Source organism: Serratia proteamaculans (assembly GCF_008830365.1).
Lineage (GTDB): Bacteria > Pseudomonadota > Gammaproteobacteria > Enterobacterales > Enterobacteriaceae > Serratia > Serratia proteamaculans.
In genome coordinates, this window is the sequence record NZ_WBKI01000001.1 from 88911 (window position 1) to 112908 (window position 23998).

The window sequence follows — 23998 nt, forward strand, 5'->3', positions numbered from 1 at the left end:
TCAGCATTGGTACAGCAAAGTTGATGAAAACAGGCAGTGCGGCGACAGGGCCGAAGTATCAAAAACGCCAAAAGGCGCGTGAGCACAGGATCAACATAGGGTAAATCTCAAGACGGCCAAGCAGCATCGCCGAGCACATCAGCCATTTGGCTGCATCGCTAAGCGTACCAAACCCGGCGGCGGTTTCACCAAAGCCTAATCCCATATTATTGATACAGGCGGCGACGGTGGCGAAGGAAGTGACCAGGTCATAGCCCATCAGGTTCAGCAGCCAAACGAAGAAACAGCTGAAGAAGACATACAGAAAGAAGAAGCTCCAGACCGAACGCAACACGCGATCCTGAATAGGCGCATTGCCAACCTTGATGGTGAAAATGGCGTTGGGATGAACCAGTTGGTTAATCTCATGCCGGCTCTGCTTGTACATGATCAGAAAACGCAGTGCCTTGATACCGCCGCAGGTAGAACCGACACAACCACCGAAAAAGCTCGCCGCCAACAGCAGCATAATGGTGTGGGAGGGCATTTTGGCATAGTCGGCGGTGGCCAGCCCGTTATCGGTCATCATCGAACTGGTGAGGAAAAAACCGTGTACGAAGGAGTCTTTGGCACCGTACATGCCGGAGCGGTACAGTTCGAAACAGACAATGGCCACGATAATCGACAGCACCAACAGGAAAAAACGCAGTTCCGGGTTTCTATACAGCGGCTTCAGGCTGCGGCGGCCCACGGCGACGAAATACAGGGTGAAATTCACTGCAGCCAGAATCGAGAAGATCCCGCCGACCATTTCCACCGCCGAGCTATCGTAAAAACCCAGGCTCTCATTGCGGGTGGAAAAGCCCCCGAGCGAAACGGTGGAGATCCCATGGCAGAGTGCATCAAACCACGGCATGCCCGCAATACGGAACGCCACCGTACAGGCCAACCCCAGGCCAAGATAAATCAGCCACAGGTTTTTCGAGGTGTCGGCCAGCCGCGGAGTCAGACGTTCTTCTTTGAACGGCCCGGGCATTTCCGACTGATAAAGCTTGGCGCCACCAATGCCCAGCAGCGGCAGCACCGCGACGGCCAACACAATGACGCCGAGGCCACCGATAAAATTGAGCTGGGAGCGGTAGTAGAGAAAAGACTTAGGTAAACCGGAGACGTCATTAAGTACCGATGCGCCGGTGGTAGTGATGCCGGAAACGCCTTCGAACATGGCATCGGTCAGGCTGATATTCAGCGTGTCATCTATCCACAACGGCAGGGCGCTGACCATTGAAAACAGTAGCCAGAACAACACAATAATCAGAAAACCGTCCTGTGTGCGAAGCTGCACCTTGGACTGACGCGTGCTGAACCAGCCCAATCCGCCGAGAGAGCCGGCAATCACCAGCGTATAGAAGAAGGAAAAAACGCTTTTTTCTTTATACAACAACGCCACCAACAAAGGGGGAATCATTGACAGGCTGTAAAGGAAAACTAAAAAACTGCAAAGATGAATAACGACCAGGATCTGTTTATTCTTGACCATACTTGCGCCCGAGTTGCCAGTCGGCAATGAGTCAATTTATTCTTTAAGTATATAAAGAATAAGGCAGACGATATAAAAAAAGCGTAAAAATTCATATCGTCTGCGAAGGTTGGCACGTTTTTAACCGTGGTGGTGATTATTCCAACAAATTGTTTACGGTGCGACGTACGTATTGCGTCATCTGCGCCAAATCCTCGGGTGACACCGGTCCGCCACCGGCATGGATGACCTGCTGTTCAATCTGAGCAATTTCCTGCTCGACCCTATTGGCAATCTGCACTTTGACGATTTTATCCACCGACGAGAGCAGTACCTTCAACACCACTTTCAGCGCCACATTCTCGCAGAACGAATCGTAGTGATGGACCGCAGGCGGTGCCGCGGGTGGCTCGGGTGCGCGCGGGGCCATAGCCTTGAAACTGTCTACATTTTCAATAATAAGATCCAGGTCTCTTATTAGTTCATCAAAATCTTTAGACACTGACTTATTTCCCTTCGCTATGCGCAAAAACAGAACGCCCGTCATCAGGGCACAGGGCGGTGATTGACGGGCAGAACGAATTTCGACCGTGACGTTCAGGTAGTGAATGGCAGGCTGAGCGGCATTTTAACCTTGCTGCGGGTTGGCAACAAGATGGGGCCGAAGGAATCAACGGCCCCAGAGGGCAGGTAACTGAAGGTTATCGCTTAACTTTTCAGCTTAGCGGTGATTTTCGCCACGTGTTCACCCTGATAACGGGCAATGGTCAGCTCTTCCGGGCTGGGTTGGCGTGAACCGTCGCCGCCGGCGATGGTGGTTGCGCCGTAAGGGGTGCCGCCGCGGGTTTGCGAGACATCAAACAGTTCCGGAGTGGCATAACCGATCGGCACAATAATAAAGCCGTGGTGCGCCAGCGTGGTCCAGGTGGAGGTGATGGTGTGCTCCTGACCGCCGCCGGTTCCGGTCGAGGAGAAGACGCTGCCCACTTTGCCGTACAGTGCACCGGAAGCCCATAGCCCACCGGTTTGGTCGAGGAAGGTACGCATTTGGCCAGCCATATTGCCAAAGCGGGTCGGGGTGCCGAAGATAATGCCGTCGTAATCGGCCAACTCCTGCGGGCTGGCTACCGGTGCTTTTTGATCTTGTTTACCGCCGGCTTTGGCGAAGGCCTCTGCCGGTATGGTTTCCGGCACGCGTTTCAGGGTCACTTCAACGCCACTGACCCGGCGAGCGCCTTCCGCTACCGCCTCCGCCAGGGTTTCAATATGTCCGTACATTGAGTAATAAAGGACCAATATTTTCGCCATGTTCCATTCTCCGCTCTGGTGATTGCAAGATATGCCCCCTAAGCATAGGAGTGAATGAAGAACTTATCCTCGCGGTTTTATTTTATTCCGGCCATCGCCAGCAGTGTGCCGAAGGTAATCAGCAGACCGCCAAAGGCTCTGTCGATACCTTTGCGCATACGCAGCAGGCGCGCATTGATACGGGGGGCGGAAAACAGCAGCGCGACGGCACTGAACCAGAGAATATGGGCGAGTGAAATAAACAGCCCATAACCGATTTGTATGCTGAGCGGTGTCTGCGGGTTAACCACCTGCATAAACAGGCTGACGATAAAAATGGTGGTTTTCGGGTTGAGCACGTTGGTTAAAAAGCCGGTTTTCAGCGCGGCAATATCGTTGACGGCGGCTGGCGTGTTGGAAGATGGGGCTGAATGGGCACCGGCGCTACGCAGCATACTGACGCCAAGATAGATCAGGTATGCGGCGCCAATCGCCTTCAGCAGGGTGAATAACCACAGCGACTGCTGGATTAACACACCGACCCCAATCAGGGTATAGCTGACATGGATCAGCACGCCAGCGCCAATGCCACAGGCGGTTACTACCCCGGTGCGGCGGGAGAGCAGCAGGCTGTTGCGTGACACCATGGCAAAGTCCGGCCCTGGACTGATGACGGCGAGTAAAGTGATGGTGACGACAGCGAGAAGTTCGGTCATAGTTATCCTGGCAATAAATCAGAAAAGAGTGGCTGATTTATAAGAGAAATGTCCGATGGTGACAAACGATGAAAACTGACCGTATCGGTGAGAAAAACTCACATAGTGTTAATCGACCGCTGTCGCTGGGAGGGCTGCGTTGTTTTGAGGCCGCCGCGCGACTGGAAAGTTTTACTCAGGCGGCGAACAGTCTGAGTCTGACGCACGGTGCGGTTAGCCGTGCGGTCAGGGGGCTGGAGGAGGAGCTCGGTGTGGCATTGTTTGAACGCCGCCATCGGCGGGTGTACCTGACCGTGGCCGGTCGTACGCTATTGCAGGCGTCACAACAGGCATTCGGCATTCTGGAGCACAGCGCACAAACGCTGCGGCAACAGGCGCAGGACGCACCGCTGATATTGTCCTGCGAGCCGACGCTATTGATGCGCTGGCTGATACCGCGTCTGCCGGCATTTCAGTTGGCATACCCGGACATCAACCTGCAACTGGTGGCTGGCGGTGGGCAGTTTTCGTTTCACGATGGGATTAGCGCCGCTATCCGTCGCAACGATTTTGACTGGGGCGATAAGCTGCACAGCGTAGCGTTGTTCAACGAACGGGTCGGGCCGGTGTGCAAACCTGAAATGCTACGGCGTTTTGTGACCGCCAATGGCGGCCAGCCGCAGTTGAGCCAAGATGCGGTGCTATTGCACTCGGCCACCCGACCCGATGCCTGGCGACAGTGGGCGCAAGCACAGGGCGTCGCGCTGGCGGGGAGATCGGAACAGCGTTTTGATCATTTCTACTTCAGTTTACAGGCGGCGGTGGCGGGAATAGGTATTGCCATCGGCCCGTGGCAACAGGTGCGTGATGATGTCGCTAGCGGGTTGCTGTGCGCACCTTTTGGTTTTTCGTCGGATGGCAGCGGTTACTGTTTGCTGACGCCGCAAGAAATCCGGCCGGGCAGTGCGCTGGCCCGGTTGGCGGATTGGCTACAGCTTACGGCATGCGCCTGAGTTTTTCTGCCAGGCGTTGTTGTTGCCAGCGACTGAAAACATCACGCAACAGCAGAGTACGGGTGGCACGCATGACCAGTGCGATGCTCATGCCGCCGATGGCCCACAGCGACCACAGATATTGCGGATGGGTAAACCAGTTGATGGCAAACAGCATCAGACCGATGCAGGCAAACCGTACCGCCATACTCAACAGCTTGGTTTCCGCCGCGACCTGCCGGCGTATGTCCTGTTCTGCCTGATGATTATTGTCAGCTTTTTCCTGCTGTGTCGGCTGGTAAAGATCGCTGACCTGCAACCCCATGGCTGCGGCAATGGCGGTCAGGGTCTCCAGACTGGCCTGTTCGCCATTTTCAATACGTTGAACCGTGCGGGTACTGAGGCCGGCAATGGTGGCCAATTGCTCTTGTGACCAGCCCTTTTCCAGCCGTAATGGCCTGATGCGGTAAGTTTGCATTGCGTTCTCCAAAATGAACCCTCAATGACACAAAGTGTAGGGGCTGGCAGCGTCGACCGCCACGACACTAGCATGACATGTGCACGACAGACGGGTGACAGCCCACTGAAAATGCGGGCTGTTGTGGCGACTAGAAGGTGACGTTGCGGATAAAACGTAAGGGTTGCTGGCTGTGGTTAGCGTAAGCGTAGTGTTGATCGCTGTTGAACACCTGGGTTTGGCCAGCTTCCAGCGTCAAGGTTTGTTGTTCCAGTACCAGCGTCAGGCTCCCGGCGATGACGTAGATAATTTCGCTCCAGCCTTCGGCATCCGGCACCGAGTCGTAGTGCTCGCCCGGCATCAGCGTCCATTCCCAGAGTTCAACCCGCTGGCGCGCAGGCACGCTGGCGGCGAACAGCGCCTGACTTGCCGGTTGAACCCCTTGCCAGGCCAGTTCACCCACCAAATGGTTGCCACGCGCTTCGGGTGCCTGGATAAGATCGGTGAAGGCGATATTCAACGCATCGGCCAGTTTGTCCAGCACCGCCAGGCTGACGTTACGGTCACCGGCTTCAATGCCGGCCAGCATGCGGCGGCTGACGCCGGATCTTTGTGCCAGCGCCACCTGACTGAGCCCCGCCTGTTGGCGATAACCGCGCAGGTTACTGCTCAGGTATTGCAGCACCTTGGGCGCTTCATGTTTGCCGCTGTTCACTGTATTGCTCATCCGCAGGCGTTACCTCATACTGGCAGGATCTGTGCATTATATTGCACCCAGCAGGAAGGGCAAGCCGGTGTCCGCAGTAAAAAAATCCTTTATTTCCGCCTTCATTCCCAAGATAAAGCGACAGGAAGCGGTGCTGATTTTCATCACCATGATCTGGGGCGGCACCTTTTTGGCGGTGCATCTTGCCATGCAGGTCAGCGGGCCGTTCTTTTTCGTTGGTTTGCGCTTCGCCGCCGCCACGCTGGTGCTGATGTTGTTTTCGTTGCGCAGTCTGCGCGGGCTGACCTGGTATGAGCTGAAAGCGGGCGTGTTTATCGGTGTGGCCATTATGTTCGGCTACGGTCTGCAAACCGTGGGGTTACAAACCATCAGCAGCAGTCAGTCGGCGTTCATTACCGCCATGTATGTGCCTATGGTTCCGCTGCTGCAGTGGCTGGTATTGGGGCGTTTTCCCGGCGTGATGGCCTGGGTCGGCGTGTTGCTGGCATTCAGCGGTCTGATGCTGCTGGCGGCGCCGAGCAACACCGATATGACGCTCAGCGTGGGTGAGATACTGACGTTGATTGGTACGCTGGGTATGGCCGCCGAGATCATTTTGATTGGCGCTTATGCGGGTAAGGTCAATGTTAAGCGGGTGACGTTGGTACAACTGGCGACCGCCTCGCTGGCCTCGTTCCTGATGATGGTGCCGACCGGTGAGTCGGTGCCGCCGTACAGCAGCTATCTGTTGTACAGTGCAATCGGTCTGGGGATGGCCAGCGCCATTATTCAGGTAACAATGAACTGGGCGCAACGCAGCGTTTCACCGACGCGTGCCACGGTCATCTATGCCGGTGAACCTGTCTGGGCCGGGTTGGTCGGACGTATTGCCGGCGAACGTTTGCCCGGCGTAGCCCTGTTAGGCTGTGCGCTAATCGTGTTGGGAGTGCTGGTTAGCGAACTGCGCATCCGTCGCAAGGGAAAAGCGGCGGCGCTGGCCGAATAAGGCCCGATTACCGGGCCATCACGATGGATTAACGTACGGGACTGTCTGCCAGCGGCAGTGCTTTGCGCTTGCGCAGCAGGGCATTGAGGATAATGGCACCGAAAGTGGCAGTGCCGATCCCGCCCATGGTGAAGTTGCCAATGGTCAGTGCAAAATCCCCCGCACCCAGTACCAGCGTAACCGCCACCATAATCAGGTTGCCGTTATCACCCAGATCCACCTTGTTCTGCACCCAGATACGCGCTCCGGCGACGGCGATCAAACCGAACACCACTACCGAAGCACCGCCCAGCACCGGGCCGGGAATGGTGTGGATCAACGCACCGAACTTCGGTGAAAAGCCCAAAACAATCGCCACCACCGCCGCCGCGACAAACACCAGCGTAGAGTAAATCTTGGTCACCGCCATCACGCCGATATTCTCAGCATAGGTGGTTACTCCGGTACCGCCCACAGAGCCGGAGAGCATGGTCGCCAGTCCATCCCCGACGAAGGCTCGGCCGATATAAGGGTCGAGATCGCGGCCGGTCATGCCCGCCACCGCTTTGACATGCCCGAGATTTTCCGCCACCAAAATAATCGCCACCGGGGCAATCAGCAGCATGGCGTGCAGGTTAAACGCCGGCGCGGTGAACTGCGGCAGACCGAACCAGGCCGCCTGGCTCAGTGCGCTGTAATCCACCGGTTTGCCAAGCCCCAAGCCATTGGTCGCCACCACGTAAATCAAATAGGCGGCAATCAATCCCACCAGGATCAACAGCCGCTGCATCAGCCCACGGGTGAATACCGCTACCGAACCAATACACAGGATGGTGACCACCGCCATCCAACTGTCGAAGTTGGAGGCCGAGACGCTGCGTACGGCGATCGGGGCCAGGTTCAGGCCGATCGCCATCACCACGGCACCGGTCACCACCGGCGGCATCAGACGTTCGATCCAGCGGGTACCGACGCTCATCACCACAAAGCCGATCAGCAGATACACCAGGCCGCAGGCGATGATGCCGCCGAGCGCCAGCGCGATATTCGGGTTAGCGCCCTGGCCACTGTAACCGGTCAGGGTGATCACCAGCCCGACAAACGCCGCGCTGGAGCCGAGGTAACTCGGTACCCGGCCGCCAACCACCAGGAAAAACAGCAGCGTGCCGATGCCGGACATCAGAATAGCCAGATTGGCGTCAAAGCCCATCAGCAGCGGCATCAGTACCGTGGCACCAAACATCGCCACCGCATGTTGCAAACCCATCACCAGCGTCTGCGCCAGTGGCAACCGTTCATCGGGCGCGACGATCGCTCCATCCAGATTGCCTTGTTTCATACGCCATTGGGGAAACCAGGTATTCGCCATCGTTATCTCCAAAATGTTGAGTGCAGGTTAGGGTGACTGGTGAGTGCGTTTTTAGCGATTATCCGTCGCTGCCTGCTTTGGCAACGCGTGGTAGCGTCGGTCGAAGTAGGCCAGGCCATGGCTGTCGTCATTACGCGTCAGCGCTACCGCCTGACAGAACAGAATGTCGTGGGTGCCGACGCTGACAATCTGACTGATCTGGCAGTCGAACGAGACCACCGCACCGTGCAAAATGGGGGCGCCGGTCGCCAGCGTAGACCAGCGCGCGGCAGAGAAACGCAGGTCCATAGGCGTTTTTCCGCCAAACAAATTCGACAGCGACTCGTGCTCCGCCGCCAGGGTATTGACGCACAGCGTCTGGTTTTGCTTAAACACCGAATAGACCGAGGCGGATCGATTCAGGCACACCAACAGTGTTGGCGGCGTATCGGTGACGCTGCATACCGCCGAGGCGGTAAAGCCGGCACGGCCGGCGGGCCCATCGGTGGTGATGATATTGACCGCCGAACCCAGGCGCGCCATGGCGTCGCGGAAGTCCTGTTTTTCTACGTACGGTGGCGCTAGTGGCGTATCGGCAAGCAGCGTTTGGCTTTGCATGAGGTGTCTCCGGGTCTAGGATGCAAGACGGGTGTTGGCGTGAGGTGTTTTCAACAGCCAGCCCAGCAAAATGCGGTTAAAGTTCTCTGTGTCGGTCACGCTCATGGCATGGCCGCCGTACGCCATCTCTGCCAGTTCGCCGTTCGGCAGACCAGCCGCCAACTGATGTGAGCAGTGATAGGGCACCAGCAGATCGTCGCGGGAACACAGCGCCAGGGTCGGCGTGGTGATGTCTGCCAAATGCGGACGGAAATCAGTATTCATCAGCGCATTCAGACGGCGCAGCAGGTTTTCGGTACCCTGAAAATGCGCGGTCTGGTGCTGCAGTTCTTCATCGAGCAAGGTCTGGTGTTGCGACAGCCAGTCGGCGGGGAACAGGAACAGCGGTTGGGCACGCACGTAGGCTTCCACGCCGCTGTTGAGCAACAGATCCTGACGCACTTTGAAGCAGCGCTGGGTCTGGCTGTCCAGCGTCGGCCAACCATTGACCACCACCAGTTTTTCGATCAACTGCGGGTGCGTGAGCGCCAATTGCAGGCCAATCATGCCGCCAAGGGCATGGCCGACGAAATAACAGCGTTCTACGCTGAGTGAATGCAGCAACTGCGCCACCTCATCGGCCATATCGGCCATGCTGTAGCCGTCCGGTACCTCACCTTTGCTGTGTGCGGTACCGGAGTGATCGTAAACCACTACCCGGAAATGCTCGCTTAGCGCGTTAATCTGCGGTTGCCAAAAGCTGCCTGCGCCACCCAGCCCGGCGGAGAGTACCAGCGTGGGCGCCAGCGGTGTGTCTTTCCCCAAAATCTCAAAATACATGCTCGATCCTCAGCGAATAATGACTCAGCGGCCGATATGGGCCACGGTGGCGATTTCAATCAGGGCGTCCGGCTTCACCAACCCGCACTGAATGCAGTAGCGTGCCGGTTTGTCGCCGGGGAAATACTCCGCATACACCTGATTGACGGCGGCATAGTTTTGCCAGTCGGTGAGGAAGATCGAGTTAAAGGTCACGTCGTCCATGTTGCCACCGGCGGTTTCGATCACGCTTTTGATGGTTTCCAGCACGTGGCGGGTTTGCGCCGCCGCGTCACCGACGTGTACCACGTTATTGTCTTTATCGAATGCCAGCGTGCCCGAAACGTAAACCACGCCGTCAGCCAAGGTGCCGGGCACGAAAGGGGCCAGTGGTTTGCCGGTGCCCGGCGGAGTAATGATTGTTTTTGGCATAGTGATGCTCCTGGTGAAAATTTAATATTTGGTGAATAAAAGCAAAACTCATGCCGTCTGGCTGAGTGGGGCGGCGAGCACGTCACAGAAACTGTCAACGTCCGACACCCAGCCAAAAAAGGTTTCGATGTTGTACAACGCCGCCTGCTGGATGAACGCTGGCCCGGCCTGGTGAGTGGCGTCAGCCAGTACGATGCCGAAATACTCGAGGAAAAAACCGTCGCGTAGCGTGGACTCGACACAGACGTTGGTAGCGATGCCGGTAAACACCAGATGATGAATGCCATACGAGCGCAGCAGGCTGTCGAGCTGGGTGTTAAAGAATCCACTGTAGCGTGGTTTTGGGATCACGATATCGCCGGGTTGCGGCTGCAGTTCGTCCACCAGGTCGTAATCCCAGTCACCCTTGGCCAGCAGCTTGCCCATCAGTTCCGGGCGCTTACGCATGGTTTTCAGCGCGTTGGATTTATGCCAGTTGGGGGAACCCTGGCCGCCGGCCTCGACGTACTGGTTGTCCCAACCGTTCTGGAAGAAGATCACCTTGATACCGGCGGCACGGGCAGCGTTGATAGCGCGTTTGATGTTGGCGATCACCGGGGCGGTGGCCGAAACATCAAACCCGGCGAGATCCAGATAGCCGCCCTGCGAAGCATAGGCATTTTGCATATCGACCACGATCAAGGCGGTTTCCTGCGGCGCAAAGGCGATAGCCTCCGGACGGGCGGGAAGGGTGACGGTAGCGCCGGCCTGCGGTGAATGGCGGTGCACCACCAGTTGGTTTTCAACAATTTTCATCATGCCACCTCGCGGCTTGCAGCGGTTTGTGGGCAAACGTCGGCACGGCTTTTCATCAGCGGCTGGATGCGTTCGCCAAAGTCTTCCACCCCTTTGACAAAGTCATCGAAGGTCAGCAGCACGCCTTCGGTACCGGGGACGGTGGCGATTTCATCCATCATGCGCGCCACATTGGCGTAGGAGCCGACCAGCGTACCCATGTTGATGTTGACGGCTGAGGTGGGGTCTGCCATCTGGCGCACGTTGGTGTCGGCACCGGATTTGGTGTCCTTGCCACTTTGCTCGGTCAGCCAGGCCAGGGCTTCGGTATCGGCCCCCGCTTTATAGCTTTCCCATTTGGCGCGGGCGGCCTCATCGGTTTCATCGGCAATGATCATAAACAGCACGTAGCAGGCCACGCTGCGGCCTTCGCTATCCGCCGCAATTTTCAGGCGAGCCGCCGTCGGTGCAAAGGCGGTCGGGGTGTTGACGCCCTTGCCAAAGCAGAAGTTGTAATCGGCATATTTGGCCGAGAAGGCCATACCCGCGTCGCTCTGCCCGGCGCAGATCACCTTGATGTCCGCCTGCGGCTGCGGGCTGACGCGACAGTCGTCCATCTGGAAGAACTCGCCTTTGAAATCTGATTTACCGGTGCCCCAGAGATCGCGCAGCACATTGACGTATTCCGCCAGATAGTCGTAACGGCGACCGAAGTAATCGTCACCCGGCCACATGCCCATCTGCTCGTATTCCGGTTTTTGCCAGCCGGTGACCACGTTCAGGCCAAAGCGACCGTTGGAAATGGAGTCGATGGTGGAGGCCATGCGGGCGACGATCGCCGGTGGCATGGTCAACGTGGCCGCCGTGGCGTAGATCTTGATGCGTGAGGTGACGGCCGCCAGCCCGGCCATCAGGGTGAAGGATTCCAGGTTGTGGTCCCAGAACTCGGTTTTGCCACCGAAGCCGCGCAGTTTGATCATCGACAGAGCGAAGTCGAAGTTGTAGTGCTCGGCCTTTTGCACGATGGTTTTGTTGAGTTCAAACGTCGGTTGGTACTGTGGGGCATTGCTGGAAATCAGCCAGCCGTTGTTGCCGATAGGAATAAATACGCCAATTTTCATTTGAACACCTCGGGTCTGCGAATGGGACGGTTCATATGCTGCCTGAATGCTTCTCGCCGGACAGCGCTGGATACGACGGCTATTGCAAGTGGAGTGCCAGTTTTTAAAATGGATTATTTATCAATGAGTTGTTTTTAATGTGTGATTTTTTTGTTGAGTGAATGGTCCAAAACAGACCATTTGGTCAAAAATAGCTGCACAAAAAACAGGCGCAGCTGCGCGTTAAAGGTGCAAAGAATCACTCGGAAGGGGTAGGCAAAAGCGTGGGTTTAACCCAATGGCTTTGTTATGCTGGCTCGAATCAGGTTGCGCCAAGGAGTCGCAGTGAAGCCACAAGCCGTTAAACCCCCCACGCGCCGCTCGCGTGCGGTGGCTGCAAAACGCAGCACCATCATGGATGCGGCGCTGGAATTTTTCTCGCTGTACGGTATTCATGGCACCAGTCTGGATCAGGTGGCCGAACGCGCCGACGTCTCCAAAACCAATCTGCTGTATTACTTCCCTTCCAAAGAAGAGCTGTACGTGGCGGTGCTGAAAGGCATTCTTGAGGTGTGGCTGGCACCGCTTAAAGCGCTGCGTGCCGATCAGGAACCCTTGCAGGCCATTCGCGAATATATTCGGCTGAAGCTTGAGGTATCCCGCCATCATCCGCAGGCTTCACGGCTGTTTTGTCTGGAGATGATCCAAGGGGCCCCCTTGTTGAAACAGGAGCTGCAGGGCGGGTTAAAGGCGCTGGTGGACGAGAAGTCCGCGATGATTGAGCGCTGGATTGCACAGGGCCATATCGCGGCGGTAGAGCCGCACCATCTGATCTTCATGCTGTGGGCAACCACTCAACACTACGCTGATTTTTGGGTGCAGGTGGAAGCGGTGACCGGCAAGACCCTGGACGATGAGGCGTTTTTTCAGCAGACGGTGGAGAACGTGCAGCGGGTGATTGTCGAGGGTATTCGGCCGCGCTAAGCGCCAGGAGTGGGAAGGGGGATAGCGGACTATCCCCCAGCAGCGTATTAAGCGGTTTTCTTCTTGCGCAGGAACACGTAGGACAGACCGAGCACCACAAACCACAGCGGCGTGACGATCAGCGCCTGGCGGGTATCTTCGCGCAGCGTCAGCAGCACCAACACAAAGGCGAAGAACGCCATACAGACCCAGCACATCAGTTTGCCGGCCGGCATCTTGTAGATCGATTTCTGGTGCAGCGCCGGGCGTTGCTTACGGTAAACCAGATACGAGCACAGGATGATGGTCCAGACAAACATAAACAGGATCGCCGAGACGGTGGTCACCAGCGTGAAGACTGTCATCACGTTCGGGATCAGGTAAATCAGCACTACCCCACCCAACAAACAGATACAGGAGAAGGTCAGGCCATTAGCCGGTACTGCCCGCTTGGACAGGTGGGCGAACGACTTGGGTGCATCGCCTTCCTGTGCCAGACCGAACAGCATACGGCTGGTAGAGAATACGCCACTGTTGGCGGAAGAGGCGGCGGAAGTCAGTACCACAAAGTTGATCACACTGGCTGCGGCAGGCAGGCCAATCAGCACGAACAGTTCCACGAACGGACTCTTGTCGGCGACCACTGAACTCCATGGCGTGACCGACATAATCACGATCAGGGCGAACACGTAGAACATGATGATGCGGATAGGAATCGAGTTAATGGCGCGTGGCAGTACTTTTTCCGGATCTTTGGTTTCAGCCGCGGTGGTGCCCACCAGCTCAATGCCGACAAAGGCGAACACTGCAATCTGGAAGCCGGCGAAGAAGCCGCTGATGCCTTTCGGGAACATACCGCCGTCATTCCACAGATGTGAGAACGACGCGACGGTGCCGGTAGGCGACTGGAACTGCATGGCGATCATCACCAGCCCGGCGATGATCAGCCCGACAATGGCGACGATTTTGATCATCGCGAACCAGAACTCCATTTCACCAAACATCTTCACCGTCGCCAGATTCAGGCCCAGCAACAGCAAAATGCACAGCAACGAGGCGATCCACTGCGACAGCCCGGGGAACCAGAACTGTGCATAAGCGGTGATCGCCACCACGTCGGCAATACCGGTGACCACCCAACAGAACCAGTAGGTCCAGCCGGTGAAAAATCCGGCCCAGGGGCCGAGCAGATCGGCGGCAAAATCGCTGAAGGATTTGTATTCCAGGTTGGAGAGCAGCAGCTCGCCCATGGCGCGCATCACGAAGAACAGCATAAAGCCGATAATCATGTATACGAAGATGATCGAAGGCCCGGCCAGGCTGATGGTTTTGCCAGAACCCATAAACAGACCTGTACCAATAGCACCGCCGATGGCGATCAGTTGAATATGTCGGTTAGTTAGGTTTCTACGTAGATGATCTTCTGATTCGGGCGACGCCTCTGCGGCTATTTTAGAGTGATCTACCATCTGATGATGTCCTGTTTTACCTGTCATGAGTGAAATAGTGAGCTCTGAAGTGGCTCTTTTTTATACGATTATCTGGTTGTGCCAGATTTAGTAAGGTAGTGCAATAACGCCACCTTTGTGCAACATGTTTACAACATTTATGCGAGGGATAAAAGTCGATTGTTCTTTACACTGCGGAGGCAAATCGGACGTCTTGGGGGCGGAAGATTACTCTGGGTTCTGGCAGATTAATAGCCCTGCTGCGGCTTATCTTATTGATAAAGCAGGGTGTTAAAAATATCGCATGAGAATAACTAATGAGTGTAAGCGTTTGACATTCAGGGGGTGGAAACAAAAACTCTAACTTCCTTGATCGTTAGTTCAAGGGGCACAGTTGCTGACGCTTATTCAATTGATTACAGGGAAGAACGCAGCACCTCCTGTTAGCTAAATCAATGTGTTAGCGGCTATTTTTTCTTGATGGTTTTTTAAGATTAATAGCTGATTGAGACTCACCCCACAAAAAACGCATTCCCTCGAGTGAATATTCAGTTAAGTGATCTGGCGCAAACTGAGCCTACCGACAGCCGATTTATCGCGAACTCTAAACGTAGATTTCCTACAAAATTGGTAATGGGACTTTTGGCGGGATGAAGCTGTTAGAAACGCGCTATCCGCCAGACCTGAATGGGAAGAAGCCGACTTGCGTGATTTTTTGCATTTTTAGTATTTACACCGGCTAGCCAAGAGTAAGCTGATAGCCCGTATATAAGTTTGGCCCTTACTGTTTTAAAAGGAAGTGAACCATGAGGAAAGCTAATTTAGGGTTTGGAATGAGCGTGCCGAAATTAGTGCTTATTACGCTCACGCTACTATTGGCGGGGTGCTCGAAGACCCATTCCGAGATAAAGTCAGGGGCGTCTGGAGAGGGTGTTGATGATCTTTTTGCTACTTTGGAAGGCAAAACAGCGCCTGTACCTGCGGACGGGGTCAATACGTATGCCATGCAGATCAAGTCTGCTATTCAAAGTCATTTACACGATGCCGGTTTATACGCCGGTAAAGAATGCTCTTTAAGGATCAAGCTGGCTCCGGATGGCATGCTTATCGGCGTCCGGGCTGAAGCTGGTGATCCTGCTCTTTGCCGCGCAGCGATAAAAGCAACCACAAACGCCCGCTTTCCCAAACCGCCGTCACAGGTTGTGTATGGTGATTTTAAAAATGCCGTATTGGAGTTTCGCCCTCAATAACCCGATGCTGGCACTTCAAAACACCCGGCTAACCCACATCAGGGCCAGCGCCCAAATCCCGGCGGACAGCGCGCTGGCGCAATAAACCTGCTTGAGCGGCAGTGCAATGATACCGGCGACCAAGGGCACGGTGTAGCGCATCACCGCCAAAAAACGTGACATAAACAGCAGTGGCATGCCTTTCTTCTGCAGTGCGGTTTGTGCCCGGTGCAGAGGGGTCTGAAATCGGATCGGCAACCTTTTGAGCGATCCCCGGCGGCAGAACAGCGCGCCGCAATGGAAGGATAAAACGGAGCCGAGCAGGGCGCCCAGGGTAATCGCCGCCCAGACATGGACGTCGGGGAGCATGCTTTTACCGGCGACGATGCCCAGCATCAGCGTGACCGAAGCCGGTGGCAGCAGCGAAGAAATAAAAATCACTGACTTTCCCAGCGAAAATAAAAAGATAATCAACAGCAGGAATTCAGGTTCCGGGCTGTATTTGGCGATCATTTGTGTGAGTTGTTCCATCAGCCACCTGTGAAAATGTATTCTCTGGTGACCAGTGTCCCATTCGTAACTTCAATAAATGGTCAATTAGGTTTTGTTAGCTGAATAGGTCATCATGCTGAGAGGCCGCGACCGAGCGTCGCGCGACACTTCGTAAAACAAACAGGGAAGGTAACAATGTTAAAAGTGATTGCTGAAGATTTTATCAAGCTCGATTGTGTTGAAACGGTGATGCCGCTGTATCAGGAACTGGTGGAGAAAACCCGGCAGGAACCGCTTTGTCTCTCCTATGAACTGTTTATCGATCATCAGGACGCGGGGCATTTTATTTTTGTCGAGGAGTGGCCCGATCGCGCCGCGCTGGACGCCCATTGCCAGACGGAACACTTCAGGCGTTTGGTGCCCTTGATCAATCAGCACCAGAGTAAACCCTGTACCTTCCTGTTTATGCAGCCTTTTTCCGCCGTGAAATCCTAATCAGCAAAAAAAGCCCCGCAGAGCGGGGTTAATGGCTTCTCAAGCACTGTCTTGTAGTGATTAAAAATTAGACTGCGAATGATTGCCATTCACTAAGAATGTTCTTAAAAGGATTTGGCCGCGGCCTGGCGCACCCGCTCCACCCAGCCTTGCTGATAGTCAAAGGAAGCGGCTTCATGCCGGTTCAAACCTTGGCGGACGATGGTCTTCACCGCCTGACTTGCCAGCGGATTTTTCTGCGCAATCTGCCGGGCGAGATTCAGCGACTCCTCATATGCGCTGCCCTCGCTGATGCGGGAAATAGCGCCCTGTTGCCAGGCTTCCTGTGCGGTGATGATTCGGCCGGTGAGTAACCAGTCGAGAGCGATATAGGGTGAGATCCGCGCCGGCAGTCGTGAACAGCCTCCTTGCGCGGCAACCAGCCCCAGCCCGGTTTCCGGGAAGCTGAATTGCGCGTTGTGGCTGGCGACGATCAGGTCGCAGGCCAGCGCTATCTCGAAACCGCCGCCGAAGGCGATGCCATCCACCGCGGCAATAATGACCTTGGTGAGTTGGGCATGCACCAGCCCGCCAAATCCCCCCGGTTCGACCACCGGCAGTTCACCCTGCTGGAAGGCCCTGACGTCCATGCCGGCGGAGAATACCTGTGGCAGGCCGGTCAGTACTATCACCCGAATGTGCTCATCTTGTTCGGCTCGTAGCAGATAGCTCTGGATCAGTTGCGCCATCGCCAGATTGATGGCGTTCTTTTTTTCCGGCCGGTTCAGGGTGATCACGGCAATGGCGTCATCTTGCTGATATTGCACGGGGAGTGGCCGGTCACTCATTGGCTTTTTCTCCCTGGAAGAAGAACAGCGTCAACAGCAGGGCGATGGCCCCCAACGGCAGCGAAAACAGCGGGAGATAAAAGGCCGGCAGGCTGTACAGCGTCAGGCCACCGAGCATGCCACCCGCGGCGATGCCGGCATAGAGTACCGAGCTGTTGAGTGAAACGGTCAGCGCGCCAAAGCGCTTTGACAGTGACAATAAGTGGTGCTGGATCGGCACCAGATACATCCAGCCGGTAATGCCCCAGACCAGAAAGATTGCCAGTACCCCCCAGGGGGAGCTGACGTAAAAAGTCAGCAGGAACAGCGAAACGGTTTGAATCGACACCGAAAACAGCAAAACAAACTTGCTGCCAAAGGTATCGGTGAGCAGGCCGGAAACGAAATTTCCGATCACGGCACCGATACCGAACACCAGTAGCGCGATCGGCAAAATAGCCTCCGGGCCAAACTGGGTGTTTTTCAGCAATACGCTCACGTAGCTGTAAACGATATGCTCGGAACAGACGGCAAAAAAGGTGATCAACAAGGTGGTCAGCACCGCTTTTTGCCGCAGCGGGGCAAGCCGTTCTTTCAGCGTATGTTTACCCGGTGCCGCGATGGCGCTCAGCGCTAGCGAAAGCCCCAGCAGTGAGACAGCGCCTAACAGGGCAATCAGCAAAAAGATTTCTCGCCAACCAATCAACCTGGCCAGGAAGGTGCCGAAGGGAATACCGAGGGCGATGGCCAATGTCATGCCGCCGTAAACAATCGATATCGCCAGCCCGCGGCGTTTTTCCGCTACCAATCCAACCGCTGCCGCCGCAGCCTGTGGCGTATAGCAAGCCGCGCCCAGCGCCGCCAGCACGCGCCCGGCAGACATTTGCAAAAAGCTGTCGGCGTAGGCACAGACCAAATTCCCGGCGATAAATAACAACAGGGCCAACTGCAAAATATGCTTGCGGTTGAGATTACCCAGCAGCCAGGCAGTTAGCGGAGCAAACAACATATAGGCCAGGGCAAAGATTGAGATTAACTGCCCCGCTTGCGCGGGGCTGACGGCAAAGGTGCCTGATATCTCGTCGAGGATACCGGCGACAATAAACGCGTCGGTCCCGATGGCGAAGGTGCCGGTCGCCATCAAACACAGCGTAAGAAAATGGCCGTTATAGTCCGTCAACTTCATCCTGCTCTCCGTAACTGATTGGCGTCCCAGACTTTGCTTAACGCCGCCAGGAAATATTCCACGTCCTCATGAGTATGGGCAGAGGTCGGCGTAACGCGCAAACGCTCGCTACCGGCCGGAACTGTTGGCGCGTTCACCGGCTGTACGTAAATATCGTATTCATCGAGCAGCTGCTTGCTGATGTGCTTGTTACGATGCGGATCGCCGACCAATACCGGCAGAATATGGCTGTCCTCCGAAACCAGCGGAATGCCGGCGGCGCGCAGACCGGATTTTAAATGGTCGATAATCGCCAGCAGGTGTTTGCGTTGGTTGTCATGCTCCAGGTTGTATTTGAAGCTGGCCAGAGCGGCCGCCACCACCGGGGCAGGAGACGAAGTGCTGAAGACAAACGCCGGCGACCAACTACGCACCGCCTCCACCACCACGCGGGGGGCGGCGATGTAGCCACCGGCCGCACCGTAAGATTTGCCAAAGCCGCCCTGAACAATGGTGATTTTTTCCAACAGGCCAAGCTGTTCGGCATAGCCCAGCCCGCGATGACCGTAAACGCCGGCGGAGTGGATTTCGTCCAGATAGGTCAGCGCCTGATATTGCTCAGCCAGTTCCACAATTTGCGCCAGCGGCGCAAAGTCACCGTCCATCGAATAGAGCGACTCGAAGGCGATCAGTTTGGGCCGATGCGGATCTGCCGCCTGCAGCAGTTCGGCCAGATGCGCAACGTCATTGTGGCGAAAGATTTTTTTCTCCGCCTTGCTGTAGCGGATACCGTAAATCATGGAGGCGTGGTTCAGCTCATCGGAAAACACAATCAGATCGGGAATGGCATCACACAGAGTGGACAAGGTGGCGTCATTGGCACCGAAACCGGTAGTAAACAGCAGCGCCGACTCTTTGCCATAGGCGCTGGCCAACAGGGTTTCCAATTCACTGTGATAGACAGAAGTGCCGGAAATGCTGCGTGCGCCGCAGGTGCCCAGCCCGACGCGGTTCACCGCTTCGGTGGTGGCCAGAATGACTTTAGGGTGATGGCTCATCGCCAGATAGTCATTGGAGCACCAGACGTTCAGACGGCGCTCACCGCCCTGACCGTGGCTGGTTGCCCAGGGTTTGTCCAGCACGCTGCGCTCCAGATTGAGGAACTCGCGGAAGCGGCCCTGTCTTTTGGTTTCGGCCAGTTTTTCTTCAAGAATGTTCAATACGCTCATACGAAGTTCCTTGCATTAGAGGGCTTTAATAACCAATGAAACACCCTGGCCGACACCGACACACATTGTCACCAGCGCATTGTTTAACTGCCGAGCGTGAAGTTCCAGCGCGCTGGAAAGCACCAGCCGCGCGCCGGACATGCCCAGCGGATGCCCGAGGGCGATGGCGCCACCGTTCGGGTTGACCCGCGTATCCTTGAAGTCGATACGCCAGCTTTGCAGCGTTGCCAGCACCTGTGCGGCAAACGCCTCATTAATTTCAATCACGTCAAAATCATTCAGGGTAAAGCCGGTTCGTGCCAGCAGCCGGTCAGTAGCGGCGATCGGCCCAATGCCCATCAGTGAAGGGGCGACGCCGGCGCTGGCGCTGTCACCAATCTCCGCCAGCGGTTGCAGCGACTTGCTTTTCACATAGCGGCCGCTGGCCAGCAGCAACACCGCGGCACCGTCATTGATGCCGGAGGCATTACCGGCGGTGACCGAACCCTCTGCGGTAAAGGCCGGCTTCAGCGCCTGTAATTTTTGCAGCGTGGTCTGCCGTGGGAACTCATCCTGTTCGAAGGTTTTGCGGGTTTTACGATCGGCCTGCACCTCAAGCGACGTTATTTCCCTGGCTAAACGGCCATTTTCGATCGCCCGCCAGGCCTTCTGCTGCGAGGCCAGGGCAAAAGCATCCTGATCGTCGCGGGAAATCCTGTACTGCTGCGCGACGTTCTCCGCCGTTATGCCCAGCGGATCGCTGCCATAGCGCTGCGCCAACTGCGGATTGACAAAACGCCAGCCCAGCGTGGTGTCGTACAGTTTTACCCCCTTGTCGAAAGCCGTTTCGCTTTTGCCCATCACGTAGGGCGCGCGGCTCATGCTCTCCACACCACCGGCCAGCACCAGATCGCTGAGGCCGCTTTTTATTTTTGCACTGGCGTAAATCACCGCATCCAGCCCGGAAGCACACAAACGGTTAAGGGTAATCGCCGGCACCCCCTGATCCAGACCGGAGAGCAGCGCCGCCATGCGGGCAACGTTACGGTTGTCTTCTCCGGCCTGATTGGCGCAGCCGAGGATCACTTCATCAATATCCGCTTCGGTTTCGGGATGTCGTTGCAGCAGCGCCCGGATAATAGAGGCCGCCATATCGTCCGGACGAGTTAACGCCAGGCTACCGCCATAGGCGCCAATTGCCGTGCGCGTGCCGTCGATCAGATAGACTCCATCGTCTTTAATCGTCATCATTTTTCCTTAGGGCGCGACGGCCAACTCGGGCCGGGGGATATTCAGCAATGAGTAATGCGGGTAGTAGCGGGCGGAATGCAGCAGTTGCGCCATATTATCCAGCGTCGCTTTCACGTTTTTTTGTCCGAGCTGCGCCAGCCAGGCAAAGATGCCATCGGCATAGTTAACACCCGCCACGGCGGCAATATCGATATCCGCCCGGCTGCAAACACCGCTCTCCACCATAATCACCGACTCATTGATCAGACTGCTCAGAACCCGGGCGACGATCAGACCTGGGGAGTCTTTAATAAACTCCACCTGCGGGATCAACGTTTGCAGCAGCGACAGAAACAGCGCTTTATTGGCTTCGGCTGCGTCCTGATTGTGGGCGGCCACCAGATAGGTGGTATCGCTGTAATTCAGTGCGGCGTCGATCACAAAGGTGTCGAGATCGGTCAATTCAGCAAGCAGATTGGCGGTGCGACCGTCGGTGATTTTGACGGCCAATGCGTCATTCACCCGGATAAAGCGTCCGAGCATTGGCCGTTCCGGCTGGTGAATAATCTGCAGCGTTGGCCAAATAGCCAAGGCGCGCTGTTGCAGCAGGTCAAACAGGGTATGTTCGCCATAAAAATGCAGGGAAGTCAGCGTGTCGTTGCTTGCGTCGAGGGGGTTAGATTCGGCAGAAGGGGCAGCAAAAAAGGATCGGCCGTTTTTCTTCCCCAGTAACCCGGCATCCACCAACGAACGTTGCAAATGGCCGGGGGTATAGCGGGGCTCGTATTGCATATCCTGCCAAATCTGGCTGCTGACCTGATAGTTAATATCCTGGCCGATAAAATCGGTCAGCTCTAAAGGGCCCATGCGAAAGTGGCCACCGGCCTTGAGAGCTCGGTCGATCTGCGGTGCCAATGCTACGTTTTCTTCCAACAACCGGAATCCTTCCAGATAAAAAGGCCGTGCCATCCGGTTGACGATAAAACCCGGTGTGGCTTTGCAGACCACAAACTGTTTGCCTAGCGCCGTCACCAACTGCTGGCAACGCAGGCTGGTGGCCCGGCTGGTAAAGTAAGACGGAATAATTTCGATCAGTTTCATCAGCGGGGCCGGATTGAAGAAGTGCAGGCCGATAAAACGGGCGTTGTTTTCGACGCCTGCCGCCAGCTTATTCAACGACAGCGATGAAGTGTTGGTGGCGATAATGGCCTCTTTTTTCACCGTGGCCGCAATCGCCGCGAGGATCTCATGCTTGGTGGTCTCATGCTCCGCGATGGTTTCAATCACCAGATCGCTGTCGGCGATAGCATCGAAAATGGGAGAGAAAACCAGGTTGGCCAATATCTCGCCTTTTTTCTGCGGGCTTATTTTCCCGTCATCTATTTTCTTATCCAGGTCACGGATAATATAGTCCCTGGCCTGATTCAGATTATTATCGCTACGATTATAAAGCAGGGTTCGTATGCCATTCTGCGCCAGAAGATAGGCAATACCTCTGCCCATGGTTCCGGCACCAATAACAGCGACCGAATGGATTGCCGAATTATTCTCTGCCATAAAAATCCCCGTGAGTATTTTTCTGCCTTGCGAAATTCGCAAATGCTTATAATTTATTCGGATTTAAAAAGCACCAGGTGCCTATGGCGAAGGTAATGGGCAGAGCTGCCAGTGTCTAACGGTAGAAGTGACAGGTTTACAATAAATCGGCTTTATGTTATTCGCGTGATTTCCGCTATTAATGCTATTTAAAGGCGTTATTTATTAATATCCGAGCAGGCATAGCTGTTTTTGATATAGGCATGGTACTTTTTATACTATGAAACGGCTGTTGCCGCTCCGAGCCCTCCACTATAGTTAATCTTACTTATCGATAACCCGGTGCGGCTTTCTGGAGAACCTGTTTTATGGACACCCACCTTCAGCCTTTGATGGATGCCTTACTGACCCGTCTGCCAGACCGCGAGGCTTTTTTAAGCCAGCTGGAACCTTGTGCCCAGGCGTTGGGTTTTGAATACTTTTCTTACACGGTCTTTTCCTGCTACCCGGCCAGCCGACCCAAAATGCTGATAGAGGGCAATTTCCCCGATTCCTACCTGGAGGACTACCGCAAGCTGCGGGTCTACTTGCAGGATCCGGTGATTGAGCAGGCCCACCACTCTACGCTGCAATTTTATTGGGATGAACACTTCTACCAGGACAAGCCAGAACTGTGGTGGCGTATGGCCCAGTTTGGTATTCGCGAAGGCTGGTCGCAGTCGGTCAAGGATTGCTATGGCCGACTGGGCATTCTCACCTTTGCCGGAAAAAGCATTCCCGCTCAGTCGCCGCAGGCCAGTGCGCGTAACGAAACCTTTTTCCTGTGGTTGGCACAGATGGTTCATAAAACGCTGCGTGAAGCATTAATCTCGGTGAACGACGAGGCAATCAAAGATGTGCTGACGCTGCGCGAGAAGGATATTTTGCGTTGGTGCAGCGAAGGCAAAACCTCAGAAGAAACCGCTCTGTTAATGGGGCTGAGTGAGCGGACGGTGAATTTCCACATTGGCAATTCGATTAAAAAACTGTCGGTGGCCAATAAAACTGCCGCCACGGCGAAAGCGGTGTATTTACAGCTTATTTAACCCGGTTTGAAATAATTAAGCGGCTAGCCGTTAGACATGTGATGTTTATATTTTGTTAAATAAGGAATTATCCTAACCAGTATTTACCGCCGATCACAAAAGCGCGAGAAAGCGGTTCACCCTTATCCTGCCCGGCAGTACCCTGTAGTTACCAAGGTGACATAGAAGGGATGTGATATGTACAAGACCATATTAGTGCCGATAGATATTGAAGAAGATCTGTTGACCGAGCATGCGCTGGAACATGTTGAGTACCTGGCGAAAATATCCGGTGCCAAAGTGCATTTCTTCCATGCGTTGCCGGATGCCTCGGCATTCGTTACCGCTTATTCTTTCGGTATCAAGGAGTTTGAGAATCAGGCGGAAGTGAAGGCGGTAGATAAACTCAAGAAGATCATGTCGGAAATCGACATTCCCCTGGATCGTCTGGATTACACCATCAGCTTTGGTTCACCGCGCGATGAGGTACTGCAGCTGGCGGATGAGATCGGAGCCGATCTGATCATCATCGGCTCGCGTCGCCCGAGTGTAAAAACCTACCTGTTGGGTTCCAACGCCGCAGCCATTGTGCGCCACGCCAATATCTCGGTGATGGTGGTCAGATAATCTTTTCAAATCAGGCCCGCAGTATTGAACTGCGGGCCTGTCTCA

26 protein-coding genes are annotated in these 23998 nt (G+C 55.3%); 7 read left to right on the plus strand and 19 right to left on the minus strand.

Annotation, left to right across the window (positions count from 1 at the left end):
* Positions 1-58: 58 nt before the first annotated feature.
* The 4 genes from F8R23_RS00380 to F8R23_RS00395 form a co-directional block, all read right to left on the minus strand.
* Positions 59-1519 (minus strand): TrkH family potassium uptake protein, encoded by a 1461-nt coding sequence (locus tag F8R23_RS00380; RefSeq protein WP_112350412.1) that lies wholly within the window; start codon positions 1517-1519, stop codon positions 59-61.
* 136 nt (positions 1520-1655) lie between these two features.
* Positions 1656-1967 (minus strand): hypothetical protein, encoded by a 312-nt coding sequence (locus tag F8R23_RS00385; protein ID WP_112350455.1) that lies wholly within the window; start codon positions 1965-1967, stop codon positions 1656-1658.
* Between the two features lie 239 nt (positions 1968-2206).
* Complete coding sequence (gene wrbA, locus F8R23_RS00390; RefSeq protein ID WP_085116155.1) at positions 2207-2806, minus strand: NAD(P)H:quinone oxidoreductase; 600 nt, start codon at positions 2804-2806, stop codon at positions 2207-2209.
* Between the two features lie 77 nt (positions 2807-2883).
* Positions 2884-3501, minus strand: coding sequence for a LysE family transporter (locus F8R23_RS00395; RefSeq protein ID WP_151415128.1), 618 nt, complete (start codon positions 3499-3501; stop codon positions 2884-2886).
* A 68-nt stretch (positions 3502-3569) separates the two neighbouring features.
* On the opposite strand from F8R23_RS00395, the gene F8R23_RS00400 reads away from it, so the two are divergent.
* Positions 3570-4493, plus strand: a complete 924-nt coding sequence (locus F8R23_RS00400) for a LysR family transcriptional regulator (RefSeq protein WP_129935019.1) — start codon at positions 3570-3572, stop codon at positions 4491-4493.
* Here F8R23_RS00400 and F8R23_RS00405 read toward each other — a convergent pair.
* Positions 4477-4950 carry a helix-turn-helix domain-containing protein gene (locus tag F8R23_RS00405; RefSeq protein WP_129935018.1) on the minus strand — a complete coding sequence of 158 codons (474 nt, stop codon included), beginning with the start codon at positions 4948-4950 and terminating at the stop codon, positions 4477-4479. The two genes, F8R23_RS00400 and F8R23_RS00405, sit on opposite strands and share 17 nt — an antisense overlap.
* A gap of 130 nt (positions 4951-5080) precedes the next feature.
* Positions 5081-5656 (minus strand): helix-turn-helix domain-containing protein, encoded by a 576-nt coding sequence (locus F8R23_RS00410; RefSeq protein WP_099061687.1) that lies wholly within the window; start codon positions 5654-5656, stop codon positions 5081-5083.
* Between the two features lie 67 nt (positions 5657-5723).
* Here F8R23_RS00410 and F8R23_RS00415 point away from each other — a divergent pair, with 67 nt between their 5' ends.
* Positions 5724-6641, plus strand: coding sequence for a DMT family transporter (locus F8R23_RS00415; RefSeq protein ID WP_129938435.1), 918 nt, complete (start codon positions 5724-5726; stop codon positions 6639-6641).
* Between the two features lie 28 nt (positions 6642-6669).
* Here the strand turns inward: F8R23_RS00415 and rutG are convergent, their stop codons facing one another.
* The 6 genes from rutG to rutA are packed head-to-tail and all read right to left on the minus strand — an operon-like array spanning position 6670 to position 11711.
* Positions 6670-7989, minus strand: a complete 1320-nt coding sequence (rutG, locus tag F8R23_RS00420; protein WP_112350418.1) for a pyrimidine utilization transport protein G — start codon at positions 7987-7989, stop codon at positions 6670-6672.
* A 51-nt stretch (positions 7990-8040) separates the two neighbouring features.
* Positions 8041-8586 (minus strand): NADH-dependent FMN reductase RutF, encoded by a 546-nt coding sequence (rutF, locus tag F8R23_RS00425; RefSeq protein ID WP_151415129.1) that lies wholly within the window; start codon positions 8584-8586, stop codon positions 8041-8043.
* Between the two features lie 15 nt (positions 8587-8601).
* The gene (rutD, locus tag F8R23_RS00430) at positions 8602-9405 is read right to left on the minus strand and encodes a pyrimidine utilization protein D (protein ID WP_112350419.1); all 804 of its coding nucleotides are present in this window, start codon (positions 9403-9405) and stop codon (positions 8602-8604) included.
* Between the two features lie 24 nt (positions 9406-9429).
* A complete protein-coding gene (rutC, locus tag F8R23_RS00435) occupies positions 9430-9816 on the minus strand; it encodes a pyrimidine utilization protein C (protein ID WP_112350420.1) in 387 nt (128 codons plus the stop codon).
* Positions 9817-9864: 48 nt separating this feature from the next.
* Positions 9865-10611, minus strand: a complete 747-nt coding sequence (gene rutB, locus F8R23_RS00440; RefSeq protein ID WP_129935196.1) for a pyrimidine utilization protein B — start codon at positions 10609-10611, stop codon at positions 9865-9867.
* Positions 10611-11711, minus strand: coding sequence for a pyrimidine utilization protein A (gene rutA, locus F8R23_RS00445; protein ID WP_085116164.1), 1101 nt, complete (start codon positions 11709-11711; stop codon positions 10611-10613). The genes rutB and rutA overlap by 1 nt, the downstream gene beginning before the upstream one ends.
* Positions 11712-11999: 288 nt before the next feature.
* Between rutA and rutR the strand changes: the two genes are divergently transcribed.
* On the plus strand, positions 12000-12674 hold the full coding sequence (rutR, locus tag F8R23_RS00450) for an HTH-type transcriptional regulator RutR (protein WP_151415130.1): 675 nt from the start codon (positions 12000-12002) through the stop codon (positions 12672-12674).
* Positions 12675-12721: 47 nt separating this feature from the next.
* Here rutR and cycA read toward each other — a convergent pair whose 3' ends face one another.
* Positions 12722-14122, minus strand: coding sequence for a D-serine/D-alanine/glycine transporter (gene cycA / locus F8R23_RS00455; protein ID WP_099061681.1), 1401 nt, complete (start codon positions 14120-14122; stop codon positions 12722-12724).
* 785 nt (positions 14123-14907) lie between these two features.
* Between cycA and tolA the strand changes: the two genes are divergently transcribed.
* The gene (tolA, locus tag F8R23_RS00460; RefSeq protein WP_151415131.1) at positions 14908-15351 is read left to right on the plus strand and encodes a cell envelope integrity protein TolA; all 444 of its coding nucleotides are present in this window, start codon (positions 14908-14910) and stop codon (positions 15349-15351) included.
* 15 nt (positions 15352-15366) lie between these two features.
* Here tolA and F8R23_RS00465 read toward each other — a convergent pair whose 3' ends face one another.
* Positions 15367-15861 carry a DedA family protein gene (locus F8R23_RS00465; RefSeq protein ID WP_151415132.1) on the minus strand — a complete coding sequence of 165 codons (495 nt, stop codon included), beginning with the start codon at positions 15859-15861 and terminating at the stop codon, positions 15367-15369.
* 156 nt (positions 15862-16017) lie between these two features.
* Between F8R23_RS00465 and F8R23_RS00470 the strand changes: the two genes are divergently transcribed.
* A complete protein-coding gene (locus F8R23_RS00470) occupies positions 16018-16317 on the plus strand; it encodes a putative quinol monooxygenase (protein ID WP_012006252.1) in 300 nt (99 codons plus the stop codon).
* Positions 16318-16421: 104 nt separating this feature from the next.
* Here the strand turns inward: F8R23_RS00470 and F8R23_RS00475 are convergent, their stop codons facing one another.
* The 5 genes from F8R23_RS00475 to F8R23_RS00495 are packed head-to-tail and all read right to left on the minus strand — an operon-like array spanning position 16422 to position 22283.
* Positions 16422-17144, minus strand: coding sequence for an enoyl-CoA hydratase-related protein (locus tag F8R23_RS00475; RefSeq protein WP_151415133.1), 723 nt, complete (start codon positions 17142-17144; stop codon positions 16422-16424).
* On the minus strand, positions 17137-18309 hold the full coding sequence (locus F8R23_RS00480; RefSeq protein ID WP_151415134.1) for an MFS transporter: 1173 nt from the start codon (positions 18307-18309) through the stop codon (positions 17137-17139). The genes F8R23_RS00475 and F8R23_RS00480 overlap by 8 nt, the downstream gene beginning before the upstream one ends.
* Entirely contained in the window at positions 18306-19517 is a 1212-nt protein-coding gene (hemA, locus tag F8R23_RS00485) for a 5-aminolevulinate synthase (RefSeq protein ID WP_129935011.1), read from the minus strand. Before hemA ends, F8R23_RS00480 begins: the two co-directional genes overlap by 4 nt.
* 15 nt (positions 19518-19532) lie before the next feature.
* Entirely contained in the window at positions 19533-20744 is a 1212-nt protein-coding gene (locus F8R23_RS00490; RefSeq protein WP_129935194.1) for an acetyl-CoA C-acyltransferase, read from the minus strand.
* 9 nt (positions 20745-20753) lie between these two features.
* Entirely contained in the window at positions 20754-22283 is a 1530-nt protein-coding gene (locus F8R23_RS00495) for a 3-hydroxyacyl-CoA dehydrogenase NAD-binding domain-containing protein (RefSeq protein WP_151415135.1), read from the minus strand.
* Positions 22284-22630: 347 nt separating this feature from the next.
* Between F8R23_RS00495 and F8R23_RS00500 the strand changes: the two genes are divergently transcribed.
* Together F8R23_RS00500 and F8R23_RS00505 are read left to right on the plus strand one after the other, a co-directional pair.
* On the plus strand, positions 22631-23347 hold the full coding sequence (locus F8R23_RS00500; protein WP_129935009.1) for an autoinducer binding domain-containing protein: 717 nt from the start codon (positions 22631-22633) through the stop codon (positions 23345-23347).
* Positions 23348-23524: 177 nt separating this feature from the next.
* On the plus strand, positions 23525-23953 hold the full coding sequence (locus tag F8R23_RS00505) for a universal stress protein (RefSeq protein WP_012006259.1): 429 nt from the start codon (positions 23525-23527) through the stop codon (positions 23951-23953).
* The last annotated feature ends 45 nt before the right edge of the window (positions 23954-23998 follow it).

Bases quoted from the DNA above. Each gene is read 5' to 3' on its own strand.
- F8R23_RS00380 (WP_112350412.1), bottom strand. From the start codon at position 1,519: ATGGTCAAGAATAAACAGATCCTGGTCGTTATTCATCTTTGCAGTTTT.
- wrbA (WP_085116155.1), bottom strand. From the start codon at position 2,806: ATGGCGAAAATATTGGTCCTTTATTACTCAATGTACGGACATATTGAA.
- F8R23_RS00395 (WP_151415128.1), bottom strand. From the start codon at position 3,501: ATGACCGAACTTCTCGCTGTCGTCACCATCACTTTACTCGCCGTCATC.
- F8R23_RS00400 (WP_129935019.1), top strand. From the start codon at position 3,570: ATGAAAACTGACCGTATCGGTGAGAAAAACTCACATAGTGTTAATCGA.
- F8R23_RS00405 (WP_129935018.1), bottom strand. From the start codon at position 4,950: ATGCAAACTTACCGCATCAGGCCATTACGGCTGGAAAAGGGCTGGTCA.
- F8R23_RS00410 (WP_099061687.1), bottom strand. From the start codon at position 5,656: ATGAGCAATACAGTGAACAGCGGCAAACATGAAGCGCCCAAGGTGCTG.
- rutG (WP_112350418.1), bottom strand. From the start codon at position 7,989: ATGGCGAATACCTGGTTTCCCCAATGGCGTATGAAACAAGGCAATCTG.
- rutF (WP_151415129.1), bottom strand. From the start codon at position 8,586: ATGCAAAGCCAAACGCTGCTTGCCGATACGCCACTAGCGCCACCGTAC.
- rutD (WP_112350419.1), bottom strand. From the start codon at position 9,405: ATGTATTTTGAGATTTTGGGGAAAGACACACCGCTGGCGCCCACGCTG.
- rutC (WP_112350420.1), bottom strand. From the start codon at position 9,816: ATGCCAAAAACAATCATTACTCCGCCGGGCACCGGCAAACCACTGGCC.
- rutB (WP_129935196.1), bottom strand. From the start codon at position 10,611: ATGAAAATTGTTGAAAACCAACTGGTGGTGCACCGCCATTCACCGCAG.
- rutA (WP_085116164.1), bottom strand. From the start codon at position 11,711: ATGAAAATTGGCGTATTTATTCCTATCGGCAACAACGGCTGGCTGATT.
- rutR (WP_151415130.1), top strand. From the start codon at position 12,000: ATGCTGGCTCGAATCAGGTTGCGCCAAGGAGTCGCAGTGAAGCCACAA.
- cycA (WP_099061681.1), bottom strand. From the start codon at position 14,122: ATGGTAGATCACTCTAAAATAGCCGCAGAGGCGTCGCCCGAATCAGAA.
- tolA (WP_151415131.1), top strand. From the start codon at position 14,908: ATGAGGAAAGCTAATTTAGGGTTTGGAATGAGCGTGCCGAAATTAGTG.
- F8R23_RS00465 (WP_151415132.1), bottom strand. From the start codon at position 15,861: ATGGAACAACTCACACAAATGATCGCCAAATACAGCCCGGAACCTGAA.
- F8R23_RS00470 (WP_012006252.1), top strand. From the start codon at position 16,018: ATGTTAAAAGTGATTGCTGAAGATTTTATCAAGCTCGATTGTGTTGAA.
- F8R23_RS00475 (WP_151415133.1), bottom strand. From the start codon at position 17,144: ATGAGTGACCGGCCACTCCCCGTGCAATATCAGCAAGATGACGCCATT.
- F8R23_RS00480 (WP_151415134.1), bottom strand. From the start codon at position 18,309: ATGAAGTTGACGGACTATAACGGCCATTTTCTTACGCTGTGTTTGATG.
- hemA (WP_129935011.1), bottom strand. From the start codon at position 19,517: ATGAGCGTATTGAACATTCTTGAAGAAAAACTGGCCGAAACCAAAAGA.
- F8R23_RS00490 (WP_129935194.1), bottom strand. From the start codon at position 20,744: ATGACGATTAAAGACGATGGAGTCTATCTGATCGACGGCACGCGCACG.
- F8R23_RS00495 (WP_151415135.1), bottom strand. From the start codon at position 22,283: ATGGCAGAGAATAATTCGGCAATCCATTCGGTCGCTGTTATTGGTGCC.
- F8R23_RS00500 (WP_129935009.1), top strand. From the start codon at position 22,631: ATGGACACCCACCTTCAGCCTTTGATGGATGCCTTACTGACCCGTCTG.
- F8R23_RS00505 (WP_012006259.1), top strand. From the start codon at position 23,525: ATGTACAAGACCATATTAGTGCCGATAGATATTGAAGAAGATCTGTTG.